This is a genomic window from Microbacterium sp. Clip185 (genome assembly GCF_028743715.1).
Classification (GTDB): domain Bacteria; phylum Actinomycetota; class Actinomycetes; order Actinomycetales; family Microbacteriaceae; genus Microbacterium.
On sequence record NZ_CP117996.1, the window covers coordinates 3,236,252 to 3,261,010 of the forward strand.

Here is a 24,759-nt window from a genome sequence, read left to right on the forward strand (position 1 = left end):
TGTGGCGGCAGCGTGCTCCAGCGCCCACCCCCACCCACGGGCACGCCCCGTAGCCGGCTCGGGATGCGGGCGGCACCGCACGCATCCCATGCGCACGGATACGCTGACTGCATGCGTGCCCGACTCCTCGCTCTCCCCCTCGCCGTCGCCGCCCTCGCCCTGCTGGCGGGATGCGCGAGCACGGCCCCCGCCCCCGCCACCACCGCGCAGAGCACGGCCTCGAGCGCCGATGCCCAGGCGGCCGGCACCTGCACCTACTCCGCCGGGGGCGCAGCGGCCCGCGACGTGACCGCCCCGCCGAGCGAGCCCGCCGTCACCGGCACCGTCGCCGTGACCCTGCAGACCTCGGCCGGCGACATCCCGATCAGCATGGATGCGGACCGCACCCCCTGCACGGTGAACAGCTTCGTCTCCCTCGCCACGCAGGGCTACTACACCGACACGAACTGCCACCGGCTCACGACCTCCGGCATCTTCGTGCTGCAGTGCGGGGACCCCACCGCGACCGGCATGGGCGGCCCCGGCTACCGCTACGCCGATGAGCTCGACGGATCCGAGACCTACCCGGCGGGGACCGTCGCCATGGCCAACGCCGGCCCTGGCACGAACGGCTCGCAGTTCTTCCTCGTCTACCAGGACACCCAGCTGAACCCGGACTACACGGTGTTCGGACACATGGATGCGGCCGGCATCGCCGTCGTGCAGCAGATCGCCGCGGCCGGCACCGACAGCGGCGGCGCCGACGGCAAGCCCAAGACCCCCGTCACCATCACCGGCGTGACCGTCGGCTGATCGCGACAGCATCCGCCGCCGGCGGCGTGCGGAGCCTGTGTCGAGCGAGCATCCTTTCATCGACCGAGCATCCGATCGAATGCGCACTCGACGAATGTGTGCTCATTCGGGGAGTAGTCTCCGGCGGCGCGATCAGCGCTTCGTGAACGTGTCGGTGATGTCGTGCCAGGCGTACACCGCGGTGGGCTGCTCGCCGTGCGCGAAGTCGATCATGATGCGACGGGCGTCGTCGACGCCGAGCAGCTCGTTGGCGAGAATCGACTGACTCGCCCGGAATCGCGCCAGTCGCATGTCGGGGCCGGACGTATCGGCATCCGTCGCCGCGACCCCGTGCCAGAAGCCGCGGATGCGGGCGAGGCCGCGGCGCTGTCGGCGCCACTCGACGGTCAGGCCCGCGCGGCCGCCGGCCGTCTGCGCGTAATCCCCGGACGACGACTCGAGGATGACGTAGCCCGGCCCGTGGACGTCGTCGATCCAGCTCACGGCGGCGGCGATGAGCGCGTCCGACGGGGCCTCGTGCGTGCCGAGCGTCTCGGTGCGCAGGACGAGTCCCGGATGCGGCGCGTCCTCGAAGCTCTCGGTCGGCGGCCACCACACGCGGTCGGCTGCGGTGCTGTACGCCCAGACGGCCAGCGAGTGGCGCGCGGCGGTCGCCCAGACGAGCGGTTCGAGCTCATCGGCCGCATCCCACGCGCAGTGCAGGATCGCCGTCTGACCGGCCGGTCCGTAGTCGGCGTAGCGACCGCCGGGAGGCAACTCCTCCGGTGCGTCCTCGTAGCCGCGGAAGCTCTGACGCATCTCGCGTTCCCAGGCGGCGATGGATGCGGCCGGCGCGGTCCCGATCTGCGCGTCGAACCACTCCTGCAACCGGTGCACATCCCGCGGCGCACCCGCGGGATCGAACACGGCGATGTCGAACGACATGTGCTCCCCCTCATCGTCGCCACCCAGTCTTCCCCTCGCCGCCGCGGCAGACGAGTTGTCCACAGCACCGAACGGCACGGGCCGCATCCGTCGGCTCAGTAGAATCGAGAGCATGTCCAAGGTCCTGCAGTCCCTGCCCGTCGGCGAGCGCGTCGGCATCGCGTTCTCCGGGGGCCTCGACACCTCCGTCGCCGTCGCGTGGATGCGCGACAAGGGCGCCGTGCCCTGCACCTACACGGGAGATCTCGGCCAGCCCGACGAGGACGACATCGCCTCGATCCCCGGCCGTGCGCTGCAGTACGGCGCCGAGGTCTCGCGCTTGGTCGACTGCAAGACCGCGCTGGTCGAGGAGGGCTTCGTCGCCCTCGCCTGCGGCGCCTTCCACATCCGCAGCGCCGGACGCACCTACTTCAACACGACGCCTCTCGGCCGCGCGGTGACGGGAACCCTTCTCGTGCGCGCCATGAAGGAGGACGGCGTCGACATCTGGGGCGACGGCTCCACCTACAAGGGCAACGACATCGAGCGGTTCTACCGCTACGGCCTGCTGGCCAACCCCGCGCTGCGCATCTACAAGCCCTGGCTGGATGCGGACTTCGTCACCGAGCTCGGCGGTCGCAAGGAGATGAGCGAGTGGCTCGTCGCGCATGACTTCCCGTACCGCGACAGCGCCGAGAAGGCGTACTCCACCGACGCGAACATCTGGGGCGCGACCCACGAGGCCAAGACGCTCGAGCACCTCGACGTGTCGCTGGAGACCGTGGAGCCCATCATGGGCGTGCGGTTCTGGGACCCGGCCGTCGAGATCGCCACGGAGGACGTGACCGTCACCTTCGAGCGCGGCCGCCCGGTCGCCCTCAACGGCGTCGAGTACACCGATCCGGTGGAGCTCGTGTTCGAGGCGAACCGCATCGGCGGGCGCCACGGGCTGGGCATGAGCGACCAGATCGAGAACCGCATCATCGAAGCCAAGTCCCGCGGTATCTACGAGGCCCCCGGCATGGCACTGCTGTTCATCGCCTACGAGCGCCTCGTCAACGCCATCCTCAACGAGGACACCCTCGCCACCTACCACGAGCAGGGCCGGCGCCTCGGTCGCCTCATGTACGAGGGACGCTGGCTGGAGCCGCAGTCGCTCATGCTGCGCGAGTCGATCCAGAAGTGGGTCGGGTCCTCCATCACGGGCGAAGTGACCCTGCGTCTGCGCCGCGGCGAGGACTACTCGGTGCTCGACACGACCGCTCCCCACATGTCCTACGGACCGGAGAAGCTGTCGATGGAGCGCGTGGGCGATGCGGCGTTCGGTCCCACCGACCGCATCGGTCAGCTCACGATGCGCAACCTCGACATCCAGGACTCGCGCGCGCGCCTCGAGCAGTACGCGGGCCTGGGGCTCATCGGCGGCGCGACCGGCGCACTGATGGGCGAGCTGCGCCGCGGCGCGGCCGACGAGATCGTCGAGCACGCCGAGCCCTACGACGCCGACCGCGAGGGTCTCGCCGAGGCGACGGATGCGGTCAACGAGGCCGCGGCTTTCGACTCCGGAACCGACTGATCGGAGAAATTGCACATACCTGTGCAATTTCGGGCGTAGACTCCTCGTCATGCCCACCGCTGTTTCGTCGCGCCCTGACGCCCTGCGCAACCGCGCGGCGCTCGTCAAGGCCGCCACCTCTCTCATCGCGCGCGACCCGCACGCATCCATCGCCTCGATCGCCGAGGCGGCGGGTATCAGCCGCCGCGCCGTATACGGCCATTTCCCCGATCGGGGAGCGCTCGTCGCCGAGCTCGTCCGTTCCGGCGCCGAGCGCTTCAACGCCCTCGCCGCCGAATCCGCCCCCGACGAGCCGGCGCCTCTCGCCCTCGCACGACTGACCGCGCGCCTGTGGGAGGAAGCCGCACAGGTGCAGGTCGCCGCATCCCTCGCGCTCGATGACGCGCACATCGAGCAGACCGCCTACATCCTCGCTCCCGTGCGGCGCCGTCTGATGGCGATCGTTCGCGAGGGCCAGGATGCGGGAACCCTGCGCACCGACGTCACCGCGGCGACACTCGCCCGCCTCATCGAGGAAGCGGCGCGCATGGTGATCACCCGCATCGACGCGTCGAGCTCCCACGCCCGCGGCCTCGCGGTGCGTACCGTGCTCAGTATCGCCGGGCTCTCCTGGCGCGAGACGGATGCTCTGCTCGAGGCCCATCCCGAGCTGGCGGAGGAGGACTGATGCGCGTCGAGGCGATCACGGTCAGCAAGGGGCGCGGCGGCCAGGCGCTGTCGCCCGTGTCCCTCGCGTACGAGAGCGGGCAGGCACGGCTCGCCACCGCGGAGACCGAGCAGCGCCCCACGGTTCTGGGACTCATCGCGAGCGGACGGATGCGGCCCGACACCGGCGTGGTGCTGATCGGCGGCGCGGAAGACAACTCCGCGGTACGTCGCAAGGTCGCCCTCGTCGACGCGCCCGACGTGTCGGATCCCGCTCCCAACGTCACGGTGTTCACGGTCGTCTCCGAGGAGCTCATGTTCGCGGGGCGCCCGTCGAACCCGCTCGCGACGAAGGGATGGTTGACCGAGGCGGGGCTGCTGGACATCTCCCGCACCCCCATCGCCGACGTCGCTCCCGCGGATCGGCTGCGGATCCTGCTGGAGCTCAGCGTGCTGCGCCCGGATGTGGAGGCCCTCGTGCTCGTCTCCCCCGACAGACACGGCGGCGATCCCCACGTGTGGTGGGAGCTGGCGGAGGAGTTCGCCGGCCGCGGGCTCGCGGTGCTGGTGATCGCAGGACAAGCGGCCGGTGCGGTTCTCGCGGGCCGTGCCGCACGGGCCGAGATGGATGAGACGGAGGTGGCGCGATGAAGGTTCCCGCGATGATCACGGCGGAACTGCGCCGACTGACGTCCACGAAGATGTCGGTGATCGCCCTGATCGCCCTCATGTGCGTGCCCGTGCTCTACGGCGGCCTGTACCTGTGGGCCAACCAGGATCCGTACGGCCGCCTCGACCAGGTGCCGGTGGGCCTCGTGGTGCTCGATTCGGGCGTGACCGAGAACGGCGAGACCACGAACTACGGCGACCAGGTCGCCGACAACCTCGTGAAGGACGGCACGTTCGACTGGCAGCGGATGAGTGCCGACGGCGCCCAGGACGCGCTGAAGCACGGCGCGGTCGACTTCACCGTCACGATCCCCGCCGACTTCTCCGACGCGCTGCAGTCGGCCGCCGGAACCTCGCCGCGGCAGGCGGGGCTCGAGCTGGCGACCAACGACGCGAACAACTACCTCGCCTCCACCATCGGGTCCCAGGCGATCGAGAAGATCCGCGCTTCGGTGGCGAAGCTGGTGGGCACCCAGGCCGCGAACCGGCTTCTGACCGCGATCAGCGACATCCGCGGCAATCTCGTGACGGCGGCCGACGGCGCATCCCAGCTCGCCGACGGCGCGGCATCCGCTCTGGCAGGCTCCCAGAAGCTCGGCGACGGCGCCTCCCAGCTCGCCGACGGGACGGCCCAGCTCTCCTCCGGCGCCTCCCAGCTCGCCGGCGGCGCATCCCAGCTCGCCGACGGCGCGAGCCAGGTAGCGGCGGGCACGGCCACGCTCGACGGATACGCCGACCGCGCGGCCACGGCGTCGCAAGGCCTGGTGAACGATCTGCCCGCCATCCGTTCCGCGATCGCCGACGAGCTCGCCGCGCGCGGGCTCACGCCGGACGAGATCAACACCGTGCTCGCGCGACTCGACACCCTCGGCGGCGACGTGTCGTCCGCGAACGACCGGGTCCAGTCCGCCGTGAGTCAGATCGACCGGCTCAACGCCGGCGCCGCGCAGGTGTCTCAGGGGGCGGCGAGTCTCGCGAGCGGTTCCGCACAGTTGGCCGACGGCGCAGCATCCGCGGCGAACGGTGCGGCCGCGCTCCGCGACGGCACCGGCACGCTCACCTCCGGTCTGTCCCAGCTGGACGACGGCGCCGACCAGCTCTCCAGCGGACTCGCCGACGGCGTCGCGAAGATCCCCGACTCCGACGCGACGCTGCGGGAGCAGCAGGCCGACACGATCGCCGACCCCGTGGATGTGGAATCGAGCAAGGTCGCGTCCGCCGCGGATTACGGCGCGGGTCTCGCCCCCTTCTTCGCCTCGCTCGCCGGCTGGATCGGCATCTACGCGCTCTTCCTGATCGTGAAGCCCATCTCGCGTCGTGCGATCACGGCGCTGCACTCCCCCGTCCGCATCACCCTTGCGGGATGGCTGACGCCGGGTCTGCTCGGCGGCATCCAGATGATCGCTCTGTTCGGCGTCCTGTCGCTGGCGCTGGGCTTCACGTTCGCGAACCCGCTCGCAACTCTCGGCATCATGGTGCTCGCCTCGCTGACCTACGCCGCGATCATCCTCGCGCTGAACGTGTGGTTCGGATCGGTCGGCCAGTTCTTGGGGCTCGTGCTCATGGTGCTGCAGCTCGTCACGGCGGGCGGCACGTTCCCGTGGCAGACCCTGCCGGCACCGCTGACGGGCCTGCATCACGTGCTGCCGATGGGCTTCGTCGTCGATGCCATGAGGCAACTCATGTACGGCGGTGACATCGCCAGGATCGGCAGCGACATCACCGTGCTCCTCACGTGGATGCTGGGCGCCCTGGTGCTCGCAGCACTGGGCGTCACGCGGATGACGCACAAGCGCACCCTCCGCGACCTCGCCCCCTCCCTCATCGGATAACTCGCCCGCATCCCTTCGCGCTCCCCTTCCACCGCGAGACTGCATTTCGAGCACGAGATCACTGTTAATACCCGTGATCTCGTGACGGAGATGCAGTCTCGTGGGGTGGGGTCCACGCCGGGGACGGATGCGGGCGCATACACCGCACGCCCAGGGTCCTGCCACGGTTCGTCCAGAAAGGCCCCCTACGGTGTCCAGGTCGCCGGCGAGCCCGAACTCGCACGGCGGCTGCCCCGACGACGGGGCCTGTCCACCCTGCTGGCGCAGCGCGTGATCGTCCCGACGTCACTCGCGCCCGCGCGTTCTCCGTGCCCCCGCGTCAGGCAGGCCGCTTGACCCTGGAGCCCTATGCCCCGCTTTCGTCGCGCCCTGTTGAGCGCCGCCGCCCTCGTGGTGGCCGTCCCCCTTCTCGTTCCCACTGCGGCGTTCGCAGCCTCCGACGACGCGGCGCCCACGCCGACACCGTCGGCCTCCACGCCCCCGGCCGACCCCGAGCCCCGCGCGATCGACCTCGATGCATCGCTGTACCTGACGCTCGCGCGGTCGGTGTCGGCATCGGCGGCCGGTAAGGCGGACACCGCGACGCTCGACAAGGAGATCGCCCGGTTGAGCTCATCGACGGATCTCTCGGATGCGGTGGCCGAAGCCTCCATCACGGTGTTGCGCGACGCGACCGCTCGCGTCACCGCGGAGCGCGACGCGTACGACGCCCAGGTGGCCGCCGAGCAGCAGGCCGCCGCCGCGGCGGCCGCAGCCGCGATCGCTCAGGCGAACACCCCGGACGGCGCCCGCGCGGCGGCGCGCAGCATGGCGGCTGAGACCTACGGCTGGGGCGACGATCAGTTCTCGTGCCTCGAGTCGCTCTGGCAGCGCGAGTCCAGCTGGAACTACCAGGCGTACAACGACGGCAGCGGCGCCACCGGCATCCCCCAGGCGCTGCCCGGATCGAAGATGGCCTCGGCCGGCGACGACTGGCAGACCAACGCGATCACGCAGATCCGCTGGGGCCTGGACTACATCGACCGCGCCTACGGCACCCCGTGCGCGGCGTGGGGTCACTCGCAGGCGACCAGCTGGTACTGAGAGCCCTCACGACGAAGGGGCACCCGCATCGCGCGGGTGCCCCCGCGTGAGGCGGGGACCCTTCATGTGGCGAACGGCGTAACGAACCGTTGTGCGGAGATCTCGGACGGCCCAGCGCTCTCGTTCGCGATCATTGCGAGCGGGCCGCTGTTCCAGCGGCTTCTCAACCAGGAAATCGAGGAGTGCGGGCGTCTCTGGCCGGATCGATACCCCGGCCGCTCGGTCGGACATCCTCCGCTCCCTTCTGAATGTTGCAGCGCTGGCGGCGCTTAGGTGAGGCCGCAGGACTCACAAGGCCAGGCCTTCGTCGCCTGGACCGTCGCCGCCTTTCGGCTGGTCAGAGGAGCCCTGCGCCGATAGCGAGCGCCAGATAGTCCAGCCCTGCAACCAGGATCGAGACAGCACCTCCTACGCCCAGCACGGGCCAGGGGTTTCTGCCCCACACGAGCGGTCGGAGAGTGGCGAGCACGGCAGTTACCAGCCATATACCTATCAGAGCGGGCTGTATCCCATTCAACGAGATGTAGATGAGGGTGTCATTGCAAGGGCGTGATGCGGAGCACCCCGCCACCATCAATCCATTGAGCTGAACGACAGTCCATGCCGCTGCCGAGAGGAGCAGATGAAGAACGACTCCCGGCAGCGCTCCGAGTGCGTACCCGAAGCGCTGACGAGAGTCGTACAGAGGCTTGATCACCTAGTGCAGCTGTCCTTCAAGAAGTTCTGTCATCTGCTCGATCTCAGCGGCGTACTTGTCAGCGTTGCGGGGGGGTGATGAACGCGAGGCTGGGCAACTCTCCCGAGCCGGCGGCAGGAAGCGTGTACTCCGGAACTTGAGCCTCGGACCCGTCACCTGGCACAACTCGACTGTAGTCGACCACCCTCGAACCAAGCTTGTACCCACCGAGATAGGCCGCGTTGCCCGTGTACCAGTTCTGGGCAGCGTTATCGAGCGGCTTCCCTGCTTGGCAGTAACCGTCTGGATGCTGGGGGAGAGAGGGTAACCCACCTCCCGGCCCTCTCTCGATCCCCGTCAACTCATCGCACGGGAGCCGCCAGCTTCTTCAACGTCGTGCCAGGTTGTGCCGTCCCACAGCCAGCCGCGCCGCGATCCGTAGTGCCTCACCCACGGGTGTGTGATTGCCGTGTCCAGGTGGGCTCCGCTGATGGGAGGCCCATTGCTTCACTTGGAACGGGCGGGAGATCCGTCAGCATGAGCGCATCTAGGAACTCGCCGCGTTGTCGTCGGGCTAGACAGGGTCCCGCATCGTTAACGGCCGGGGCGGAACGCCGCCACTTCGGTCAAGACATCGCGTGAGGCGGAGCTCATCAAGGTCCAGAACGAGCATGGCACGAAGAAGTGTGTCCAGTGAGGATCCACCATGTCCGGTTTCTAGTCGACGAAATGTGTGCACCGCGATCTCAGCTTCGTACGCAACGCGCTCCTGTGAGAACCCAAGCTGGCGCCTAGCCCCCAGTAGTTGCTGTGCGACTTCATTCGATACCTGACGAAGTCGTCTCACCTATCCCCACCCCCCCAGACAGCTTCCGAGGCTGCCCCTGCCTCGGAAGCTAGCGGATCGACAACGCGACGCGCTACAACGTTTTCCTCCGTAGAAACTCGGTCGTATAGCGCTCCCGGCTGGCAAACACAACCACAGATCTGTCCTGTTCACCACTTCCTCAAAGTTCTTTGATGTGGATCACCGACCTCGACACCGATCAGGAGATCCGAATCTATGCCCAAGAAGAACACTCCCCCGAGGCGCGGCCTGCGCGCGCTGCTCGCAGCCCCTCTCATCGCGGCCCTCATCGTCGGAGGCACACTCGGGAGTGCGAGCGCTGCCAGCGCTGCGCAACCATCAGGCGTGTGCGCCGGCGCTAACGTCTTCATCGGAGTCCGCGGGACGAATGCTCCTGGCGGCTCAAACCCGAGTACGACTGGCAACGCATGGCAGTCGGGCGGTATGGGCGACCAGGTGCAGGGTCTCGCGAACCACTTCAAGTACGATGCGCCTTACAGCAGCGCCTGGCCGACGTACGTGGAATCGCTCAACTACCCAGCGTCGACCGACCTGATCGGCAGCATTGCGGCCGGCGTCCAGACGCTCCGCGCCGAGTTGAATTACATCGGATCGTTGTGTGGGGTGTTCACTCCGAACATCATCCTGGCGGGGCATTCGCAAGGCGCCGCGGTGATCTCTGGGGTCTTGAAGAACCCTGGTTTGCTCAACCAGCGAGCGAAACAAGCGATCAGAGCCGTTGCGCTCCTTGGCGACCCCTATCACTCGGCAAACATGCCGTACTCGATGCTCAACAACTCCAACTACGGAACCCTTGCGATGACAGCGGGGGAGTACAACACGATCTACGAGAACTTCCGCTTCTGGGGATGGGCGCAGTACAGCGAGAACATCGGCTGGGTCTCGAAAGTGCGTGACTACTGCTTCACGGGAGATGCCGCGTGCACTGGCAACCTGACAGACTCAGGCTGGCAGATTCACAACGCCTATACCGCTCTCACATCGCAGATCACATCGTGGATGGACTACATGCTCACCAACACGGAATGAGACAATCGCAGGACCATGATTCCTGATGTGACTGACGGCCACCGTAACCGCGCCGGCCTCCCGGAGTTGCTACTCCTCGGGGTGCAAGCGCTGGTCGCGGTGGTCGTCGTGTTCTTCTCGTACTTCGTGGGGTTCGTTTCACCGGGCTGCAGCCCAACCTGCAACTACGATCTGTTCAACCGGATCAATGACGCTCTCCGGATCACCGTGGCCGTCGCCTTTCTGCTCTCAGCTGCGTTTGTTTTCGTTTCGTGGGTCATGGGAAAGCGCGGACGCTGGGGAGCAATCACTGGCATCATCGTCACGTTGCTCGCTGGAGTAATCGCCAGCATCGCCGGCTACGGCGCGTTCGCTCCATAGGACGTTCAACCAGTCGCGCCAAGTCTTGGTCGGCGCTTGTCACTGTGGGGGAGTGGCCGGACTTCTGGGTGGCAGTGCGCGGCCGCTGATGAGCCCGCCGCTCTGGACGAGCCAAAACGGCCCGACGGTCGCCTGGCGCACGTCCTGGGGCGGCACGACGTAGGTGTGCTGTGCTCGAGCAGAACGCAGCTCGTCTCCGGTGGCAGCGCCGGAGGACTCGAGCCGCATCACCGTGCCCGCATAGCTGACGACAGACTCGGGCGCCTTCGACCGGCCGAAGATGAGCGCGGCGCCGCTGGACAGCGCGCGCTCGCGTCGTGTCTCGTCGTTGGAGATTCCCGCGACCGACTGGACGGCCAGCCACAGGCCGAGCCCCGCTGACCTGGCGGTTTCGAACATACTTCCCGCGGTGTCGCCGGGGTCGCTGTCGGCGGTGACCAGCTGAGCGAACTCGTCGACGAACACCACGCCGGGTGATTTGTCGCGGCCGCGCAGCCTCGTCGTCATCCACTGGCGAAGATCCAACAGCATGAGATCTCCGACGCGCGCTTCGGCTTCGTCGGCGGGGGAGAGGGGGACGATCGTCAGATCGGCGCCGCCGTCCCCGTAGGACCAGCCCGCGGCCGCTCGCTCCTCAGCTGCACGACTAACCGCGCGCGCAGCGTGCTGCGCCTCCTCCGCTCTCGACGGCGCCACCGTGCCCTCAGCAATCGTCGAGCTGAGCGTTCAAGTGAAATATCCGAGTGGGCTCCGTTTTGCAGAAAGGGGCACCCGCATCGCGCGGGTGCCCCTTGTCGATATGCGGCGTCAGAGCGCGGCGCGAAGCCCGTCGACCAGCGGCGTGGTCGGGCGACCGATGAGCTGCGAGAGCGTACGGTCCTCGGAGTCCAGGGCGCCGGCGGCGATGCCCGCGTCCAGCGCGGCGACGAAACCGGCCGTGCCCTCGTCGAGACCCACACCGCGGAGCGTCTCGAGCAGGTGCTCCTCGGACAGCGCCACATAGGTCACGTCGCGTCCGTGGATCTCGGCCGCGGCGGCGGCGAGATCGGCGTAGCCGAAAGCCACGTCGCCGGCGAGCTCGAGCACGCGGCCGAGGTACGCGTCGTCGGTTGCGACGACGGCCGCGGCCTCGGCGTAGTCCGCGCGGGCGGCAGCGGCCACCTTCCCGTCGGCGACGGCGGCGGCGATCACGCCGGACTCGGCGGCGCGTGCCACATCCTGTGCGTAGTTCTCGATGTACCAGTTGTTGCGAAGGATCGTGTGGCGAAGGCCGGATGCGGCGAGCGCCTCCTCGGTCGCGACGTGCTCGGCCGCCAGAGGCAGCGGGCTCGTGGTGGCGTGGTAGAGGCTCGTGTAGACCAGCCCCCCGACCTTCGCGGCCACGGCGGCGTCGATGACCGCCTGGTGCTGGGCGAGACGCTTGCCGACCTCGGAGCCCGACACGAGCACGACGCGGTCGACCCCGGCGAACGCGGCGTCGAGCGTCTCGGGTGCGTCGTAGTCGACGACGGCCGTGCGCACGCCGCGGTCGGCGAGCTCCGCCACCTTGTCGAGGCTGCGGGAGCCTGCGACGACATCGGATGCGGCGACGCCGCGCTCGAGCAGGCTTTCGACGATAAGACGGCCGAGGTGTCCGCTGGCGGCGGTGACGAGAATGGTCATGGGGGTGTCCTTTCGATCCGGTACGTGGGGGTAAGCCCACCTTCCGCCTGCGACATTCCCTTTGTCAGGTACCCACTTTGGAGTAAGGTACCCACGTCATGGTGAGTTATGCGAAATTACAGGCCCTCCCCGAGGGATTGTTCACCCACGCGTGCCCCACGAGGACGGTGCTGGATCACGTCATGAGCCGATGGGGCGTGCTCGTGCTCTCGGCTCTCGTGCGCGGCACCCTTCGGTGGGGCGAGCTGCGCCGGGCCGTCGACGGCATCAGCGAGAAGATGCTCGCCTCAACGCTGCGCCAGCTCACCGCGGACGGCTTCGTCGAGCGGGAGTCATTTCCCACGGTGCCGCCCCACGTCGAATACCGGCTGACCGATCGGGGCCGGGACCTCATGGCACGCATGCTGCCGCTGCTGGAGTGGATCGCCACCAACGCCGACGAGATCGTGTCGGGGGAGCCAGAGCCGGCTACGGCATAGCCTGAAGCCGGTCAGCGCGGGTCGGTGTCCTTGTCGCGCAGCTCGTCGACGTACATCGCGTCCTCGTCCAGCGTGCGGTTGCGGTACGCCTGCCTGCCCACCATGTGCGCCGAGAGCGGCGCCGTCGCGAGCTGGATGAGGGCGATCGGGACGAGGAAGGCCACCGCGGCCCAGCTCCGCACCGACAGGGCGATCGCCAGGCAGATCAGCAGGAAGCCGAAAACCTGGGGCTTGGTCGCGGCGTGGAGGCGTGTGGGAACGTCGTGGAAGCGCAGCAGGCCGATCGCCGCCGTCAGACACAGGAGCGCGCCGATGAGGATCAGCACGAGAGCCGTGGTGTCGAGGGCGGCGTCGAGGGGGAATCCTGCATCCGCCTGGAAGTGCGCGATCATCGCTGGTTCGCATCCTTCCTCGCGACGAACCGCGCGATCGAGATGGATCCGAACACGCCGATCGCGGCGATCACGAGCAGCACCGGCAGCGTGCGGGTGTGGTGGTTGATCGCCATCTCCGCGCCCAGCACGCACATGACTTCGGTCAGCAGCACGTCACTGGCAACCGCCCGGTCGAGGATCGACGGGCCTTTGATCACGCGCCAGAGGGTGAGCAGGGCGGCCACGGCGAAGACGATGTAGATCGCCACGAGCAGCGGGTTCATCGACCGGCCTCCCTCACCTGTGGGTTTCGCCCGCGCGCGGCGCCGACCTGCGCAAGCTGCGCTCTCGAGCCGACGGCCTGCACGATGCGTCGCTCCCACCGCTGCACCTGACGGCGCTGCGCCTCGACGTCCGCATCCGAGTTCACGCCGATGACGTGCAGGTACAGGATGCTCTCGTCGCGGTCGATGTCGATCACGAGGGATCCCGGGATGAGGGATGCGGTGACGGCGGTGTGCGCGAGGATCAGCTCGTCGTTCGTCGCCATCGGTACGGCGATGACCGCCACGCCGGGGTAGCGCCGGGGGTTCACGACCTGCCACGCGACGAGCAGCGAGCCCTTGATGAGCGCGCCGAGGAAGGCCAAGACGAAGACGAGGCCGTACCAGAGGTTGACACGCCCGGACAGCTCCACCGGTGGCAGCCGGAAGACGCGGGTGACCAGGATCGCCGCGACGAGCCCGGTGAGGAACGCGATGACCGTGAACTGCCCCCACAGCAGCATCCAGAGTGCGACGAGCCACAGGAAGAACGGCAGCTGCCGCCACGTCTGGGCGATGAGTCCTTTCGGGCCGCGGAGGTGTCGGATCACCGATCGACCTCCCCGGACTGCGTCTCCAGCTGCACGAGCTGAACGGGCTGCAGCAGCGCGTCCCCGATGCGGGTGCACATGTCGTACAGGGGCCCGGCGAACACGGTCAGGGCCACCGTGACGGCCACCATACCGGCGGTCGCCGCCGTCATGACCCGGGGGATCACACGGCGCTCGGTCTGGATGCCGGCGGCCGGAGCGTTGCCGAGGTATTCGACGCGGGCCTCGACCTCGGGCTCCTCCGTGTCGTCCTCGCGCCAGAAGCCGAGGTTCCACGCGCGCATGAGCGCGTAGAGCGTGAGCAACGAGGTGACGATACCCGCCACGATGAGGACGATCATGAGCGGGGTGCCGACCTGGGCTGCCGCGTCGAAGAGTCCGTACTTGCCGATGAAGCCCGAGAACGGGGGCAGGCCGCCGAGGTTCACCGCGGGGATGAAGTAGAGCACCGCGATCACGGGAGCCGCACGCATGAGCCCCTTGAGCTTGAGGATCGAGGTGCTGCCCGCCCGGCGCTCGATGAGCCCGACGGCGAGGAACAGGGTCGTCTGCACCACGATGTGGTGGACCATGTAGTAGATCGTCGCGCCGATCGCCGCGGGGGTGGCGATCGCGAGCCCGAACACCATGTAACCCACGTGGCTCACGAGGGTGAACGACAGGATTCGTTTGAGCTCGGCCTGCGCGACCGCGCCGAGCACGCCGACGATCATCGTGGCGAGGGCGACGATCAGCAGCAGGACGTTCACGTTGCTGTCGGGGAACAGCTGCGTCTCCGTGCGGATGAGCGCGTAGACGCCGACCTTGGTCAGCAGGCCCGCGAAGACGGCCGTGACCGGTGCGGGAGCGGTCGGGTAGGAGTCGGGCAGCCAGAACGACAGCGGGAACACGGCCGCCTTGATGCTGAAAGCCAGCAGCAGCATGAGGTGCAGAGTGAGCTGGACGTGCGACGGCAGCTCCCCCATCCGCTCGGCGATCTGTGCCATGTTCACGGTGCCGAGGGCGCCGTAGATCATGGCGATCGAAGCGAGGAAGAGGATCGAGGAGACGAGCGAGACGACGATGTAGACGATGCCGGCGCGGATGCGGGACTCGGTGCCGCCGAGGGTGATCAGCACGTAGGACGCGACGAGCAGGATCTCGAAGCCCACGTAGAGGTTGAAGAGGTCGCCCGCGATGAACGCGTTGAAGATGCCCGCCGCGAGGATGAGGTACGACGGGTGGAAGATCGAGACCGGCGTCTCCTCGTCGCCGTCGGCCGCACCCTGGCCGACCGAGAAGAGGAGGACCGCCAGCAGCACGACGCTCGAGACCACCACCAGCAGCGCCGCCAGCCGGTCGACGTACAGCACGATGCCGAAGGGGATCGGCCATCCGCCGACGGCGACCGCGATCGGCTGGCCCGAGTCGACGACCACGAGCAGCACCGCCGCGATGGCGAGCACCGCGGTGAGGGTCGTGATCGAGACGGCGACCTGCACGCGCCGACGTCGGCCGAACACGAGCGCGATAGCCGCGCCGATGAGCGGCAGGGTGACGAGAAGGGGAACCAGTGCGTTCATCGCTCGCCCTCCTCGTCATCGGTGCGCCTCGCGGTGGGTCGATCGGTCGGCGCGTCGTCGCGGATGCCGGGCACGTCGAGGCTGCCGAGCACCGTGATGGGAACGCTCGCCGCATCCACGAAGTCCGTCGTCGCGTCGTCGGCGGTGATCTCGTCCTCCATGGCCTCTTCGTCTTCCACCGCACGTCCGCGCAGCGCGATGTCCTCGACGTCGTCCTCGACGGTGTCGGCCTGGCCCAGCTGCCAGGAACGGTAGATGAGCGCGAGCAGGAACGCCGAGACCGCGAAGGTGATCACGATCGCCGTGAGCGTCAGCGCCTGGGGGAGGGGGTCGGAGAACTCCGCCGAGTCGGCGCCCTTCGCGAAGAAGGGGGCGGTTCCGGGGAAGCCCATCACGATGAGAAGCAGCAGGTTCGCGGCGTTGCCGAGCAGCAGGAAGCCGATAAGCACCCGCGTGAGGCTCCGCTCGAGCATCGCGTACACGCCGCACGCGAAGAGCACGGCCATGACGGCGATCAGGACGACGGAGACGCTCATCGGGCACCCGCCCCCTGCTGCTCCAGCTGGAGCTTCTGGCGGTCGACCTCGGCGCCGAGGCTGCGGAGCACGTCGAGCACGAGTCCGATGACGACGAGGTACACGCCGATGTCGAAGATCGTCGAGGTCACGAACTCCACATGGCCGAGCACGGGGATCGTGGCGTCGAACCAGGTGCTGGTCAGGGGGTCCACGCCGAAGAACAGCGGCACGACGGCGGTTCCGACGGCGAGCAGCATGCCCACCCCGAGCAGACGCCCCGCATCCGTCGGCGCCGCGGCGCCGAGCTCGTAGCGGCCGCCGGCGACGTAGCGCATGACGAGCGCCATTCCTGCGATCAGGCCACCCGCGAACCCGCCGCCGGGAAGGTTGTGGCCGGCGAAGAGCACGTACAGCGAGACGATGATGATCGAGTGGAACAGGATCCGCACCACGACCTCGAGCAGGATCGAGCGGTTCTCCGGCTTGACCTTCGCGCCTCCCACGAGCCACGCACGGCGACCGCTCTCGCCGGCGCCCTGGGGGCGCAGCCCCTCCGACGTCTCGAGCAGCGGACGGCGGCGGGGGAGGCGGGGAAGCGGCTTCGTGAAGTCGGAGAGCGTGTCGGAGCGGTGGGTGACGAACACGAGTGAGGCGACGCCGGTGGCCGCGAGGATGAGCACCGACAGCTCGCCCATCGTGTCCCAGCCGCGCAGGTCCACGAGGGCGACGTTCACGACGTTGCGCCCGTGGCCCTTGTCGTAGGCGAGTTCCGGGAAGGCGAGCGAGATCGGCGCCTCGACGCGCGCGGAGGTCGCGACGACCGCGACGAAGGCCATCGTGAGACCGACGGCGCCGGCGAGCACCGCGCGGGCGACCGGCGCGACCGAGGCGTTGTGATCGCCCATCCGCGCCGGGATGCGGCGCAGCACGAGGGCGAATGCGATCAGCGTGACGGTCTCGATGAGGATCTGCGTCAGCGCGAGATCCGGGGCGCCGCTCGTGGCGAACAGCACGACCATGCCGAGACCCGTCACCGAGACCAGCACGACGCCCGTGTAGCGCTTGCGTGCTCGCACCGCGATGATGCCCGCGACGATCATGATCGGGGCGACGAATACCTGGGTGGGCGACTGCCACGCATCCAGCTGCGCGCGCCACTCGGGAGCGGCGAACAGGGTGACGCCCTGCGAGACGACGAACACGACGAAGATCGTGCCCACGTAGACCGGCAGCGAACCGCGCTGCGTGAGAGTCGTCGTCCACACCGAGATGCGGGCGATGACACGCAGGACCGCGTTGTAGGCATCGGCGGCGGTGAACGGGAGCACCCGGCGACGCTCGGCCCAGCGCACCTTCAGAGCGAACCAGAACAGGAAGGCGCCCACCGCCAGCGTGCCGAGCGAGAGGAACAGTGCGGGCTCGAACCCGTGCCACAGCGCCAGGTGCGTGGCCTTCTCGCCGGCGGCCGGGGCGAGCTCGGCGTATCGCGCGAACGCGGTGTCGACCCAGGGCGCGGCGAGCCCCGACACGAGGGTGAGGCCCGAGAGGATGACCGGCGCTGCGAGGAAGCCGACGGGCGGATCGGGCCAGTCGGTGCGCTCGCGCGCCGCGCCGGACGCATCCTTCTTGGTCCAGAACGCACCCCAGACGAAACGGATGCCGTACGCCGCCGTCAAGGCAGATCCGATCAGGATGCCGATGAGGGCGACCGTCGCCCACACCGATCCGTCGTCGAGGAACGCCGCCAGGGCGGACTCCTTCGCGACGAAGCCGATCGTGGGGATGAACCCGGCCATGGAGGCGACGGCGATGATCGAGAAGGTCGCGAGCGTCGGTGCTTGCCGGCCCACTCCGGAGAGCTCGTTGATGTCGCGCGTGGACAGCTGGCGGTCGATGACGCCGACGACGAGGAACAGCGATGACTTGAAGAGGGCGTGGCTCAGCAGGAGCGCGAGCCCGGCGAGCGCCGCCTCGCGCGTCCCGAAGCCGAGCACGACCGTCAGGAAGCCGAGCTGGCTCACCGTGCCGAAGGCCAGGATGCGCTTGAGGTCCGACTCGCGCAGGGCCTGCACGCCGCCGAGCAGCATCGTGAACACACCGAGGCACACGATGATCGGACGCCACGGATCGGCGTCCGCGTAGACGGGGGCGAAGCGGGCGATCAGGTAGATGCCGGCCTTGACCATCGCCGCCGCGTGCAGGTAGGCGCTGACGGGCGTGGGCGCAGCCATGGCTCCGGGGAGCCAGAAGTGGAAGGGGAAGATCGCGGACTTGCTCAGCGCTCCGACGAGCAGCAGCACGAGAGCGGCGTTGACGACGGGACCGGTGGGAGCCTCGGCGAGGATCGTCGAGATGCTGGTCGTGCCAGCCTCGACGACGATCAGCACGACGCCGATCAGCATGACGAGTCCGCCGAGGGTCGTGACCAGCAGAGCCTGCAGTGCCGCACGGCGACTGACACCACGTGCGTGGTAGTACCCGATGAGCAGATACGACAGCACGCTCGTGATCTCCCACAGCATGACCAGCACGACGATGTCGTCGGTGAGCACGAGACCGTACATGGCTCCCGCGAAGGCGAGGAGCACGGCGGAGAACTGGCCGAGGCCCTCGCGCTTTCCCGCGAAGTACCAGCGGCAGTAGAGCATGACGAGCGCTCCGACGCCGGTGACGATGAGCGTCAGCACCCAGCTGAGCATGTCCATCCGCATCGAGAGCTCGATGCCGAGCGAGGGCATCCACTCGTATGTCTCGAAGGGAATGCCTCCCGACAGCACCTGCGGCGCAAGCCACAATGTGTGGCCGAAGGCGATGATCGGCAGCAGCGCCGCCACGGCGAACGCGCGAGCCCCGAGGCGGGAGACGAGCCACGGGAGCAACAGCGGAACGAGGGCGAACGCAGCGAGGAGTACCAGCAAACGCGGCCTCCTCGTGGTCGTCGGGGCTCCGTGGCAGACGGAACCACCCAGGCGATCGGGGTGTCGCTCTCTATTCTAAGGGGCGGATTACGCGCCCGGCGCCACGGCCGAAGAAACCGGCCCTGTCGTATTACCCGGGCGGAACACAGAGGTCAGCAGGATGTCGGGGGGCACGACGCCCTCGAGCATCGCCGACACGGCGATGCCTGCCGCTCGTCCCTTCTCCGCCGCCGGCTGCACCATCGTGGTCAGTGTGAGGGGAGCGACGCCGTCGATCGAGACCCCGTCGAACCCGGTCACGCTGACGTCTTCGGGCACGCGGAGCCCGGCATCGTGCACGGCGCGGATGATGCCGGCGGCCAGCACATCGCTCTGGGCGAGGATCGCCGTCGGTCGCTCGCCCGGCGCCATGAGGATGGCGCGGCCCGCCGAGTAGCCCTCGTCGATCAGGCTCGCCCCCGCGGCGTACACGCGGGCGGCGTCGAACACGTCGAGGGCGCCCTCCAGACGTTCGCGCGTCACGTCGACGGTGATCTGCGAGACGGCCTGCGGGTCGAACCACCCCGTGCCGTGTCCGCCTCCGACGGGAAGGGCGACCACGACGACGCGTCGGTGGCCGAGCTCTCGCACGTGGCGGGCGATGACCGCCTGCGCGTCGTGGTTGTCCAGACGGATGCGGGGGATCCCCTCGCCGGCATCCCCCTCCACGACGACGACCGGAACACCGCGCCGCTGCAGTACCTCGAGGTCGGAGCGTAGGCGCGTGCTGCAGCCGATCAGCACGAACGCGTCGGCGGGCGCGGCAGGGAGGGCGGCGCCGCCCGACTCGTCGTCGCGCAGGAGGAGGAGGCCGCTGCCGCGCTCCGCGACGCCCTCGGCGAGCCCGTCGAGCATGATCGTCGTGACCGGATCGCGGAAGGCGGCGCGCAAGCGATCGCCGATGACGACGCCGACGACGCCCGAACGTCCGAGACGCAGCGACGCCGCCCTCGGGTCCGGTCCGGCGTAGCCCAGTTCGGCGGCCGCCGCGAGCACACGCGAGCGGGTCGCCTCGGAGACCGCTGTCTTGCCGCTGAACACCACCGACGCGGTCGAGGCGGCGACTCCCGCCTGACGGGCGACGTCGGCGATGGTGGCACGGCGTGCGTTCATGGTCCCTCGATGCTAACCCCCCACGTCGCGACACGGATCGAATCGATTCGGTAGGGTGTGCTCATGGAAACAGTGCTGTCCCGTTCCCAGGTCGCTCGGTGGCGCACCGCCGTCTTCGCCATCTTCCTCGCGAGCGGTCTGAGCATCGCCACGTGGGCGTCTCGCGTGCCCGCGATCAAGGCCGCGCTGGGCATCGACAACATCCAGGTCGGCATGTTGCTGCTGGGAATGGGCGTCGCCTCCATCCTCGGCCTGACAGCGAGCTCCGCGATCCTGGCGCGCTTCGGTGCGCGCAAGGGAATGCTCGGGGCGCTGTTCTTCGTCGTGCTCGGACTCGTCCTGATCGGCGTCGGCACCGACTATCTGCACACGTACGGGGTCGTCCTCGCGGGACTCGCGCTCTTCGGCTTCGGCAACGGCTCGCTCGACGTGATGATGAACGTCGAGGGTGCCGCCATCGAGAAGCAGACGGGCAAGACGATCCTGCCGCTCTTCCACGCGTTCTTCAGCTTCGGCACGGTCATCGGGGCGGGGCTCGGAACGGCCGCCGCCGCCATCGCGTTCAGCGTCGTGGCGCACACGGCGATCGTCGCCGTCGTCATCGCCGTCCTGGCCGTCGTGACGGCCTCCAACGTCCCTGTGCGAGACGTCGCGATGGACGTCGACGCGGAGGATGCGCCGAGGGGATGGGGCGAGCGCATCCGACTCGCGCTGAGTGCGTGGAAGGAGCCGCGCACGTACACGCTGGGCGTCATCATCCTCGGCATGGCCTTCGCCGAGGGCGGTGCGAACGACTGGCTTTCCCTCGCCGTCGTCGACGATCACGGAGCCGACCCGGCGCTCGGACCTGCGGCGCTGACGGTCTTCTCCGTCGCCATGACCGTCGTGCGCGTCTTCGGCGGACCGCTGGTCGATCGCTTCGGCCGCGTCGCGGTGCTGCGCTCGCTCGCGGTGACGGCGGCCGTGGGACTCGTGCTCTTCATCTTCGCTCCCAACATGCCGCTCGTGTTCATCGGTGCGGCGCTGTGGGGAATGGGCGCATCCCTCGGCTTCCCGCTGGGCATGTCGGCCGCCGCCGACGACCCGCAGCACGCGGCGGCGCGAGTGAGTGCGGCGGCGACGATCGGTTACGTCGCATTCCTGTGCGGGCCGCCGATCCTCGGCTTCATCAGCGAGCACATCGGCCTGCTGAACACGCTGCTCATCATCGTCGGACTGATCGTCGCGTCGGGATTCTTCTCGGGCGCCGCGCGTCCGCTGGCCGCCGCGGAGGATCAGAAGGCGCCGCGCGGTCACTGACCCGCCGGGGATGCGCGGTCACCGTCCGGCGCGGTCCCGTGCGATCGCGACGGCATGGGAGCGGCTGCGCGCCGCCAGTTTGGTGAGCACGCTCGAGACGTGCGTCTTGACCGTCGGCACGGAGATCTTCAGCAGCGCCGCGATCTCACCGTTGGAGCGCCCTTCGGAGAGTGCAGCCAGCACCTCGCGCTCGCGCGGCGTGAGCGCGTCGAGCGCCGCGGCAGCGGGGGAGACCTCCGCGTGCCGAGTCCGTTGCGCGAGCACCCGCCGGGTGACCCGCGCATCGAGCACCCCGTCGCCGCGGGCGACGCTGTGGACCGCATCCACGAGAGCCGGCGCCGAGACCGTCTTCAGGAGGAAACCGACGGCGCCGGCGTCGAGCGCCGCATCCACCAGTTCGTCCTCGTCGAAGCTCGTCAGCACGAGCACCTCGCTTGAGTCGTCCTCCCGGATGCGGCGAGTCGCCTCCACGCCGTCCATCCCCGGCATCCGCAGATCCATCAGCACGACATCCGGTCGGAGGGCTCGAGCGTTGCGCACCGCCACCGCGCCGTCGGCAGCCTCCCCGACCACCTCGACGCCGTGGGCGACCAGCAGGATCCGCAGCCCCTCGCGGATGGCGGCGTGATCATCCGCGAGGAGAACCCGTGGCGCGCTCATCCCTGCACCACCGCGGGGATGCGGGCTTCGACGCGCCATCCATCATCGGCGCGGGGGCCGGCATCCAGCGTGCCGCCCAAGGCCCTCGCGCGTTCGCGCAGCAGCTCGAGGCCCCAGCCGTTGCCCGCGAGCCGCGCGGGCGGCGCGGATGCTCCGCGCGAGTCCACCCGCACCGTCACCTCCCCGGACTCCTTGACGAGACGGATGCGTACCTCGGCCCCGGGGGCGTGACGAACGCAGTTCGCCAACGACTCCTGCACGATGCGCGCGACGGCCTGGTCCGCGGGAGTGCTGAGAGCTGTGTCGAGTTCGTTCTCCAGCGACACCTCCAGCCCCGCGCGGCGCGCCGCCTCGGCGAGCTCGTCGATCGAGGCGACTCCTGCCGGCGCCGCGATCTGCGCGCCGCCGTCGCGGAGCACGGCGATCATCGTGCGCAGCGTGTCGTGCGCCTCCCGCGACGAATCGCGCACGGCTCGCAGCGCCGCGCGGTCGGCATCCGGCTCCGGCGGCATCGACAGCGCCGCCTCGGAACGAATCGCCATCGCCGCGACATGCCCGGCGACGACGTCGTGGAGCTCGCGGGCCATGGCATCGCGCTCGCCCTGCACCGCCGCATCCCGGTCGCGCTCTCCCTCGCGACGCGCATCCTCCGCCTGTTGCCGATGCAGAGCGACGAGTTCTCGCGACTGCGCGACAGCGGTGCCGTACCAGTACCCCAGTCCGCCCAGGGCGCCCAGCTGCAGAGCCACCAGGAAGCTCGCTCGCGCGTCCGCGGTGATCCACCCCGCTGCGACCGCCATGACCGCGACGACGGCGATCATCCCGACCAGGATGCGGCGGCGGCGCTCCGTCTCGCGTGTCGCGACATAGAGGACGTCCACGGCGACGATCAGCGGCACGAGTCCGCCGAACACGAAGACGTCGACGGCCATGATCACGACCGCGGCGATCAGTGCGGGGATCGGCCACCGGTCGCGCGCGAGCACGACGACCACGGCGGCGAGAGCGGGGATCAACGTCCACCACGGGGATGCGGCGGCGAACGCACTCGGCACGATGGCGCCCGACACCGTGAGTCCCAGTGCGCCGGCGGCGAGCGCGATCAGCAGGTAGATGAGCGCGTCGGCCGATGCCCGGTGCCGGCGTACCCAGTCCCGCAGTCGGGAGCCCTCTGCTTCGCCCATGCGTTCATGCAAGCACAGGCATGCGCCGGCGGCATCCGTCGGAAGACGGAGGAGCGGGGGAGGGGGTGCGCCCTTCGCCCGATGTGCGAAAGCGGCCCTCGCCGAAGACTCGGAGAGTGGATCTCATACCCGGCGCCCCCTTACCGCTCACCCTGTTCGTGCTCGCACTCGTCGACGGGTTGAGCGTCGGCACCCTCGTCATCCCCCTGCTGCTCATGATCGTCCCGGGCAGGGTACGCATCGGGCGGCACCTGCTCTACCTCCTGACGATCTCGCTCTTCTATCTCGCGGTCGGCGTGCTGTTCCTGCTCGGACTCATGAACGTCATCGACGTCGTCGGCGACTTCTTCTCCTCGACCGCCGGAGCGATCGTGCGCCTGGTCGTCGGCGCCGCGCTGTTGATCGCCGCGTTCGCGATCCCCGCCCACGAGAAGCGGATGCAGGAGCGTCCCGACGCCGGTCCCGGGCGCATCGTCCGATGGCGTGATCGCCTGGTGTCGGACGGCGTTCCCGCACGCACGGTCGTCGCCGTGGCGATCGCTGCGGGTGTCGTGGAGCTGGCGACCATGCTCCCGTACCTGATCGGCATGACGCTGCTCGCCGAGTCACAGCTGGCGCTGCCCGTTCAGGTGGGGGCCCTCGCCGCATACTGCCTCGTGATGGTCCTGCCGGCGCTCGTGCTGCTTGGTCTGCGGGTGGTCGCTGCGCGCCTGATCGAGCGCCCCCTCGAGCGACTCGCGGCGTGGCTCTCGCGCACCGCCGGCGAGACCACATCGTGGATCCTCGGCATCATCGGCTTCCTGCTGGCGCGCGCGGCGGCGACCCAACTCGGCCTGTTCGATCTGCTGTGAACGTCGGAGAGGAGCCCGTCGGCAACTAGGCTCTTCGGGTGCGCCTCGTCATCGCCCGCTGCTCCGTGGACTACACCGGCCGCCTCAATGCCCACCTGCCCCTCGCGACTCGCCTCCTCGTCCACAAAGGCGACGGCAGCCTGCTCGTGCACTCTGACGGCGGCTCGTACAAGCCGCTGAACTGGATGAGCCCGCCGTGCTCACTGGCCGTCGAAGAGCCCGACGAGGATGCGGCGAGCGCCGGGGTGATCGAGCAGTGGCGCGTCACGCACGCCAAGACCGGCGACGCGCTGCTCGTGCGTCTCTACGAGGTGATCCACGACTCCAGCCACGAGCTCGGCGTCGATCCGGGCCTGCAGAAGGACGGTGTAGAGGCCGACCTGCAGCGGCTGCTCGCCGAGCAGGTCGGGGTCATCGGCGAGAACCTCACGCTCGTGCGCCGGGAGTTCCCCACCGCCATCGGCCCGGTCGATCTCATGCTGCGCGATCCGGATGCGGCCACCGTCGTCGCCCTGGAGGACGAGACCCCGCGCGCGCTGCACGTGGCCGTCGAGGTCAAGCGGCGAGCGGGCATCGACGCGGTCGAGCAGCTCACGCGCTATCTCGACCTGCTCAACCGCGACTCGCACCTGCGCCCGGTGCGCGGCGTGCTGGCCGCCCAGGCGTTCGCACCGCAGGCGCGCACCCTCGCGACCGACCGCGGCATCGACTGCGTCGTGCTCGACTACGAGGCCATGAAGGGCATCGACAGCGGCCTGCCCACCCTCTTCTGAGCGATGGGCTCACCTCGCCC

Annotated in this window: 25 protein-coding genes; 12 read left to right on the forward strand and 13 right to left on the reverse strand. The window is 69.1% G+C overall.

From position 1 onward, the window contains the following. Window positions 1-111: 111 nt before the first annotated feature. Window positions 112-792, forward strand: coding sequence for a peptidylprolyl isomerase (locus PQV94_RS15810; RefSeq protein ID WP_274286715.1), 681 nt, complete (start codon window positions 112-114; stop codon window positions 790-792). A gap of 132 nt (window positions 793-924) precedes the next feature. Here the strand turns inward: PQV94_RS15810 and PQV94_RS15815 are convergent, their stop codons facing one another. After that, a complete protein-coding gene (locus PQV94_RS15815) occupies window positions 925-1,716 on the reverse strand; it encodes a hypothetical protein (protein ID WP_274286716.1) in 792 nt (263 codons plus the stop codon). Window positions 1,717-1,828: 112 nt separating this feature from the next. Between PQV94_RS15815 and argG the strand changes: the two genes are divergently transcribed. The 5 genes from argG to PQV94_RS15840 all read left to right on the forward strand — a co-directional run bounded on the left by argG (window position 1,829) and on the right by PQV94_RS15840 (window position 7,500). Further along, a complete protein-coding gene (argG, locus tag PQV94_RS15820) occupies window positions 1,829-3,271 on the forward strand; it encodes an argininosuccinate synthase (protein ID WP_274286717.1) in 1,443 nt (480 codons plus the stop codon). Window positions 3,272-3,320: 49 nt separating this feature from the next. Further along, the gene (locus PQV94_RS15825) at window positions 3,321-3,938 is read left to right on the forward strand and encodes a TetR/AcrR family transcriptional regulator (RefSeq protein WP_274286718.1); all 618 of its coding nucleotides are present in this window, start codon (window positions 3,321-3,323) and stop codon (window positions 3,936-3,938) included. Next, window positions 3,938-4,567 (forward strand): hypothetical protein, encoded by a 630-nt coding sequence (locus PQV94_RS15830; RefSeq protein WP_274286719.1) that lies wholly within the window; start codon window positions 3,938-3,940, stop codon window positions 4,565-4,567. Before PQV94_RS15825 ends, PQV94_RS15830 begins: the two co-directional genes overlap by 1 nt. Next, window positions 4,564-6,417: a YhgE/Pip family protein gene (locus PQV94_RS15835; protein ID WP_274286720.1), complete on the forward strand. Its 1,854-nt coding sequence runs from the start codon at window positions 4,564-4,566 to the stop codon at window positions 6,415-6,417. The genes PQV94_RS15830 and PQV94_RS15835 overlap by 4 nt, the downstream gene beginning before the upstream one ends. A gap of 348 nt (window positions 6,418-6,765) precedes the next feature. After that, entirely contained in the window at window positions 6,766-7,500 is a 735-nt protein-coding gene (locus PQV94_RS15840; protein WP_274286721.1) for a hypothetical protein, read from the forward strand. A 337-nt stretch (window positions 7,501-7,837) separates the two neighbouring features. On the opposite strand, the gene PQV94_RS15845 is transcribed toward PQV94_RS15840, so the two are convergent. Then, window positions 7,838-8,197 carry a hypothetical protein gene (locus tag PQV94_RS15845; RefSeq protein WP_274286722.1) on the reverse strand — a complete coding sequence of 120 codons (360 nt, stop codon included), beginning with the start codon at window positions 8,195-8,197 and terminating at the stop codon, window positions 7,838-7,840. A 1,042-nt stretch (window positions 8,198-9,239) separates the two neighbouring features. On the opposite strand from PQV94_RS15845, the gene PQV94_RS15850 reads away from it, so the two are divergent. Beyond that, on the forward strand, window positions 9,240-10,073 hold the full coding sequence (locus tag PQV94_RS15850) for a cutinase family protein (RefSeq protein WP_274286723.1): 834 nt from the start codon (window positions 9,240-9,242) through the stop codon (window positions 10,071-10,073). 15 nt (window positions 10,074-10,088) lie between these two features. Continuing rightward, window positions 10,089-10,433, forward strand: a complete 345-nt coding sequence (locus PQV94_RS15855; RefSeq protein WP_274286724.1) for a hypothetical protein — start codon at window positions 10,089-10,091, stop codon at window positions 10,431-10,433. Between the two features lie 39 nt (window positions 10,434-10,472). Here the strand turns inward: PQV94_RS15855 and PQV94_RS15860 are convergent, their stop codons facing one another. After that, complete coding sequence (locus PQV94_RS15860) at window positions 10,473-11,129, reverse strand: hypothetical protein (protein WP_274286725.1); 657 nt, start codon at window positions 11,127-11,129, stop codon at window positions 10,473-10,475. 111 nt (window positions 11,130-11,240) lie between these two features. Next, window positions 11,241-12,095: an NmrA family NAD(P)-binding protein gene (locus tag PQV94_RS15865; protein WP_274286726.1), complete on the reverse strand. Its 855-nt coding sequence runs from the start codon at window positions 12,093-12,095 to the stop codon at window positions 11,241-11,243. A 98-nt stretch (window positions 12,096-12,193) separates the two neighbouring features. On the opposite strand from PQV94_RS15865, the gene PQV94_RS15870 reads away from it, so the two are divergent. Next, a complete protein-coding gene (locus PQV94_RS15870; RefSeq protein WP_274286727.1) occupies window positions 12,194-12,574 on the forward strand; it encodes a winged helix-turn-helix transcriptional regulator in 381 nt (126 codons plus the stop codon). 11 nt (window positions 12,575-12,585) lie between these two features. Here the strand turns inward: PQV94_RS15870 and mnhG are convergent, their stop codons facing one another. From mnhG to PQV94_RS15905, 7 genes are all read right to left on the reverse strand, one after another. Then, entirely contained in the window at window positions 12,586-12,966 is a 381-nt protein-coding gene (gene mnhG / locus PQV94_RS15875) for a monovalent cation/H(+) antiporter subunit G (protein ID WP_274286728.1), read from the reverse strand. Further along, window positions 12,963-13,232, reverse strand: coding sequence for a monovalent cation/H+ antiporter complex subunit F (locus tag PQV94_RS15880; RefSeq protein WP_274286729.1), 270 nt, complete (start codon window positions 13,230-13,232; stop codon window positions 12,963-12,965). The genes mnhG and PQV94_RS15880 overlap by 4 nt, the downstream gene beginning before the upstream one ends. Next, window positions 13,229-13,822 carry a Na+/H+ antiporter subunit E gene (locus PQV94_RS15885; protein WP_274286730.1) on the reverse strand — a complete coding sequence of 198 codons (594 nt, stop codon included), beginning with the start codon at window positions 13,820-13,822 and terminating at the stop codon, window positions 13,229-13,231. The genes PQV94_RS15880 and PQV94_RS15885 overlap by 4 nt, the downstream gene beginning before the upstream one ends. Then, on the reverse strand, window positions 13,819-15,384 hold the full coding sequence (locus PQV94_RS15890) for a Na+/H+ antiporter subunit D (RefSeq protein ID WP_274286731.1): 1,566 nt from the start codon (window positions 15,382-15,384) through the stop codon (window positions 13,819-13,821). The genes PQV94_RS15885 and PQV94_RS15890 overlap by 4 nt, the downstream gene beginning before the upstream one ends. Next, on the reverse strand, window positions 15,381-15,920 hold the full coding sequence (locus PQV94_RS15895) for a Na(+)/H(+) antiporter subunit C (protein WP_274286732.1): 540 nt from the start codon (window positions 15,918-15,920) through the stop codon (window positions 15,381-15,383). Before PQV94_RS15895 ends, PQV94_RS15890 begins: the two co-directional genes overlap by 4 nt. After that, window positions 15,917-18,820, reverse strand: a complete 2,904-nt coding sequence (locus PQV94_RS15900; RefSeq protein WP_274286733.1) for a Na+/H+ antiporter subunit A — start codon at window positions 18,818-18,820, stop codon at window positions 15,917-15,919. Before PQV94_RS15900 ends, PQV94_RS15895 begins: the two co-directional genes overlap by 4 nt. 87 nt (window positions 18,821-18,907) lie before the next feature. Continuing rightward, complete coding sequence (locus tag PQV94_RS15905) at window positions 18,908-19,972, reverse strand: LacI family DNA-binding transcriptional regulator (RefSeq protein WP_274286734.1); 1,065 nt, start codon at window positions 19,970-19,972, stop codon at window positions 18,908-18,910. Between the two features lie 63 nt (window positions 19,973-20,035). Between PQV94_RS15905 and PQV94_RS15910 the strand changes: the two genes are divergently transcribed. Then, window positions 20,036-21,271 carry an MFS transporter gene (locus tag PQV94_RS15910; protein ID WP_274286735.1) on the forward strand — a complete coding sequence of 412 codons (1,236 nt, stop codon included), beginning with the start codon at window positions 20,036-20,038 and terminating at the stop codon, window positions 21,269-21,271. 18 nt (window positions 21,272-21,289) lie between these two features. On the opposite strand, the gene PQV94_RS15915 is transcribed toward PQV94_RS15910, so the two are convergent. After that, window positions 21,290-21,931 (reverse strand): response regulator, encoded by a 642-nt coding sequence (locus PQV94_RS15915; protein ID WP_274286736.1) that lies wholly within the window; start codon window positions 21,929-21,931, stop codon window positions 21,290-21,292. Beyond that, window positions 21,928-23,115 carry a sensor histidine kinase gene (locus tag PQV94_RS15920; protein WP_274286737.1) on the reverse strand — a complete coding sequence of 396 codons (1,188 nt, stop codon included), beginning with the start codon at window positions 23,113-23,115 and terminating at the stop codon, window positions 21,928-21,930. The genes PQV94_RS15915 and PQV94_RS15920 overlap by 4 nt, the downstream gene beginning before the upstream one ends. Window positions 23,116-23,231: 116 nt before the next feature. Between PQV94_RS15920 and PQV94_RS15925 the strand changes: the two genes are divergently transcribed. Together PQV94_RS15925 and nucS are read left to right on the forward strand one after the other, a co-directional pair. Further along, the gene (locus tag PQV94_RS15925; RefSeq protein ID WP_274286738.1) at window positions 23,232-23,966 is read left to right on the forward strand and encodes a GAP family protein; all 735 of its coding nucleotides are present in this window, start codon (window positions 23,232-23,234) and stop codon (window positions 23,964-23,966) included. A gap of 38 nt (window positions 23,967-24,004) precedes the next feature. Next, on the forward strand, window positions 24,005-24,739 hold the full coding sequence (gene nucS, locus PQV94_RS15930; RefSeq protein WP_274286739.1) for an endonuclease NucS: 735 nt from the start codon (window positions 24,005-24,007) through the stop codon (window positions 24,737-24,739). Window positions 24,740-24,759: the final 20 nt, after the last annotated feature.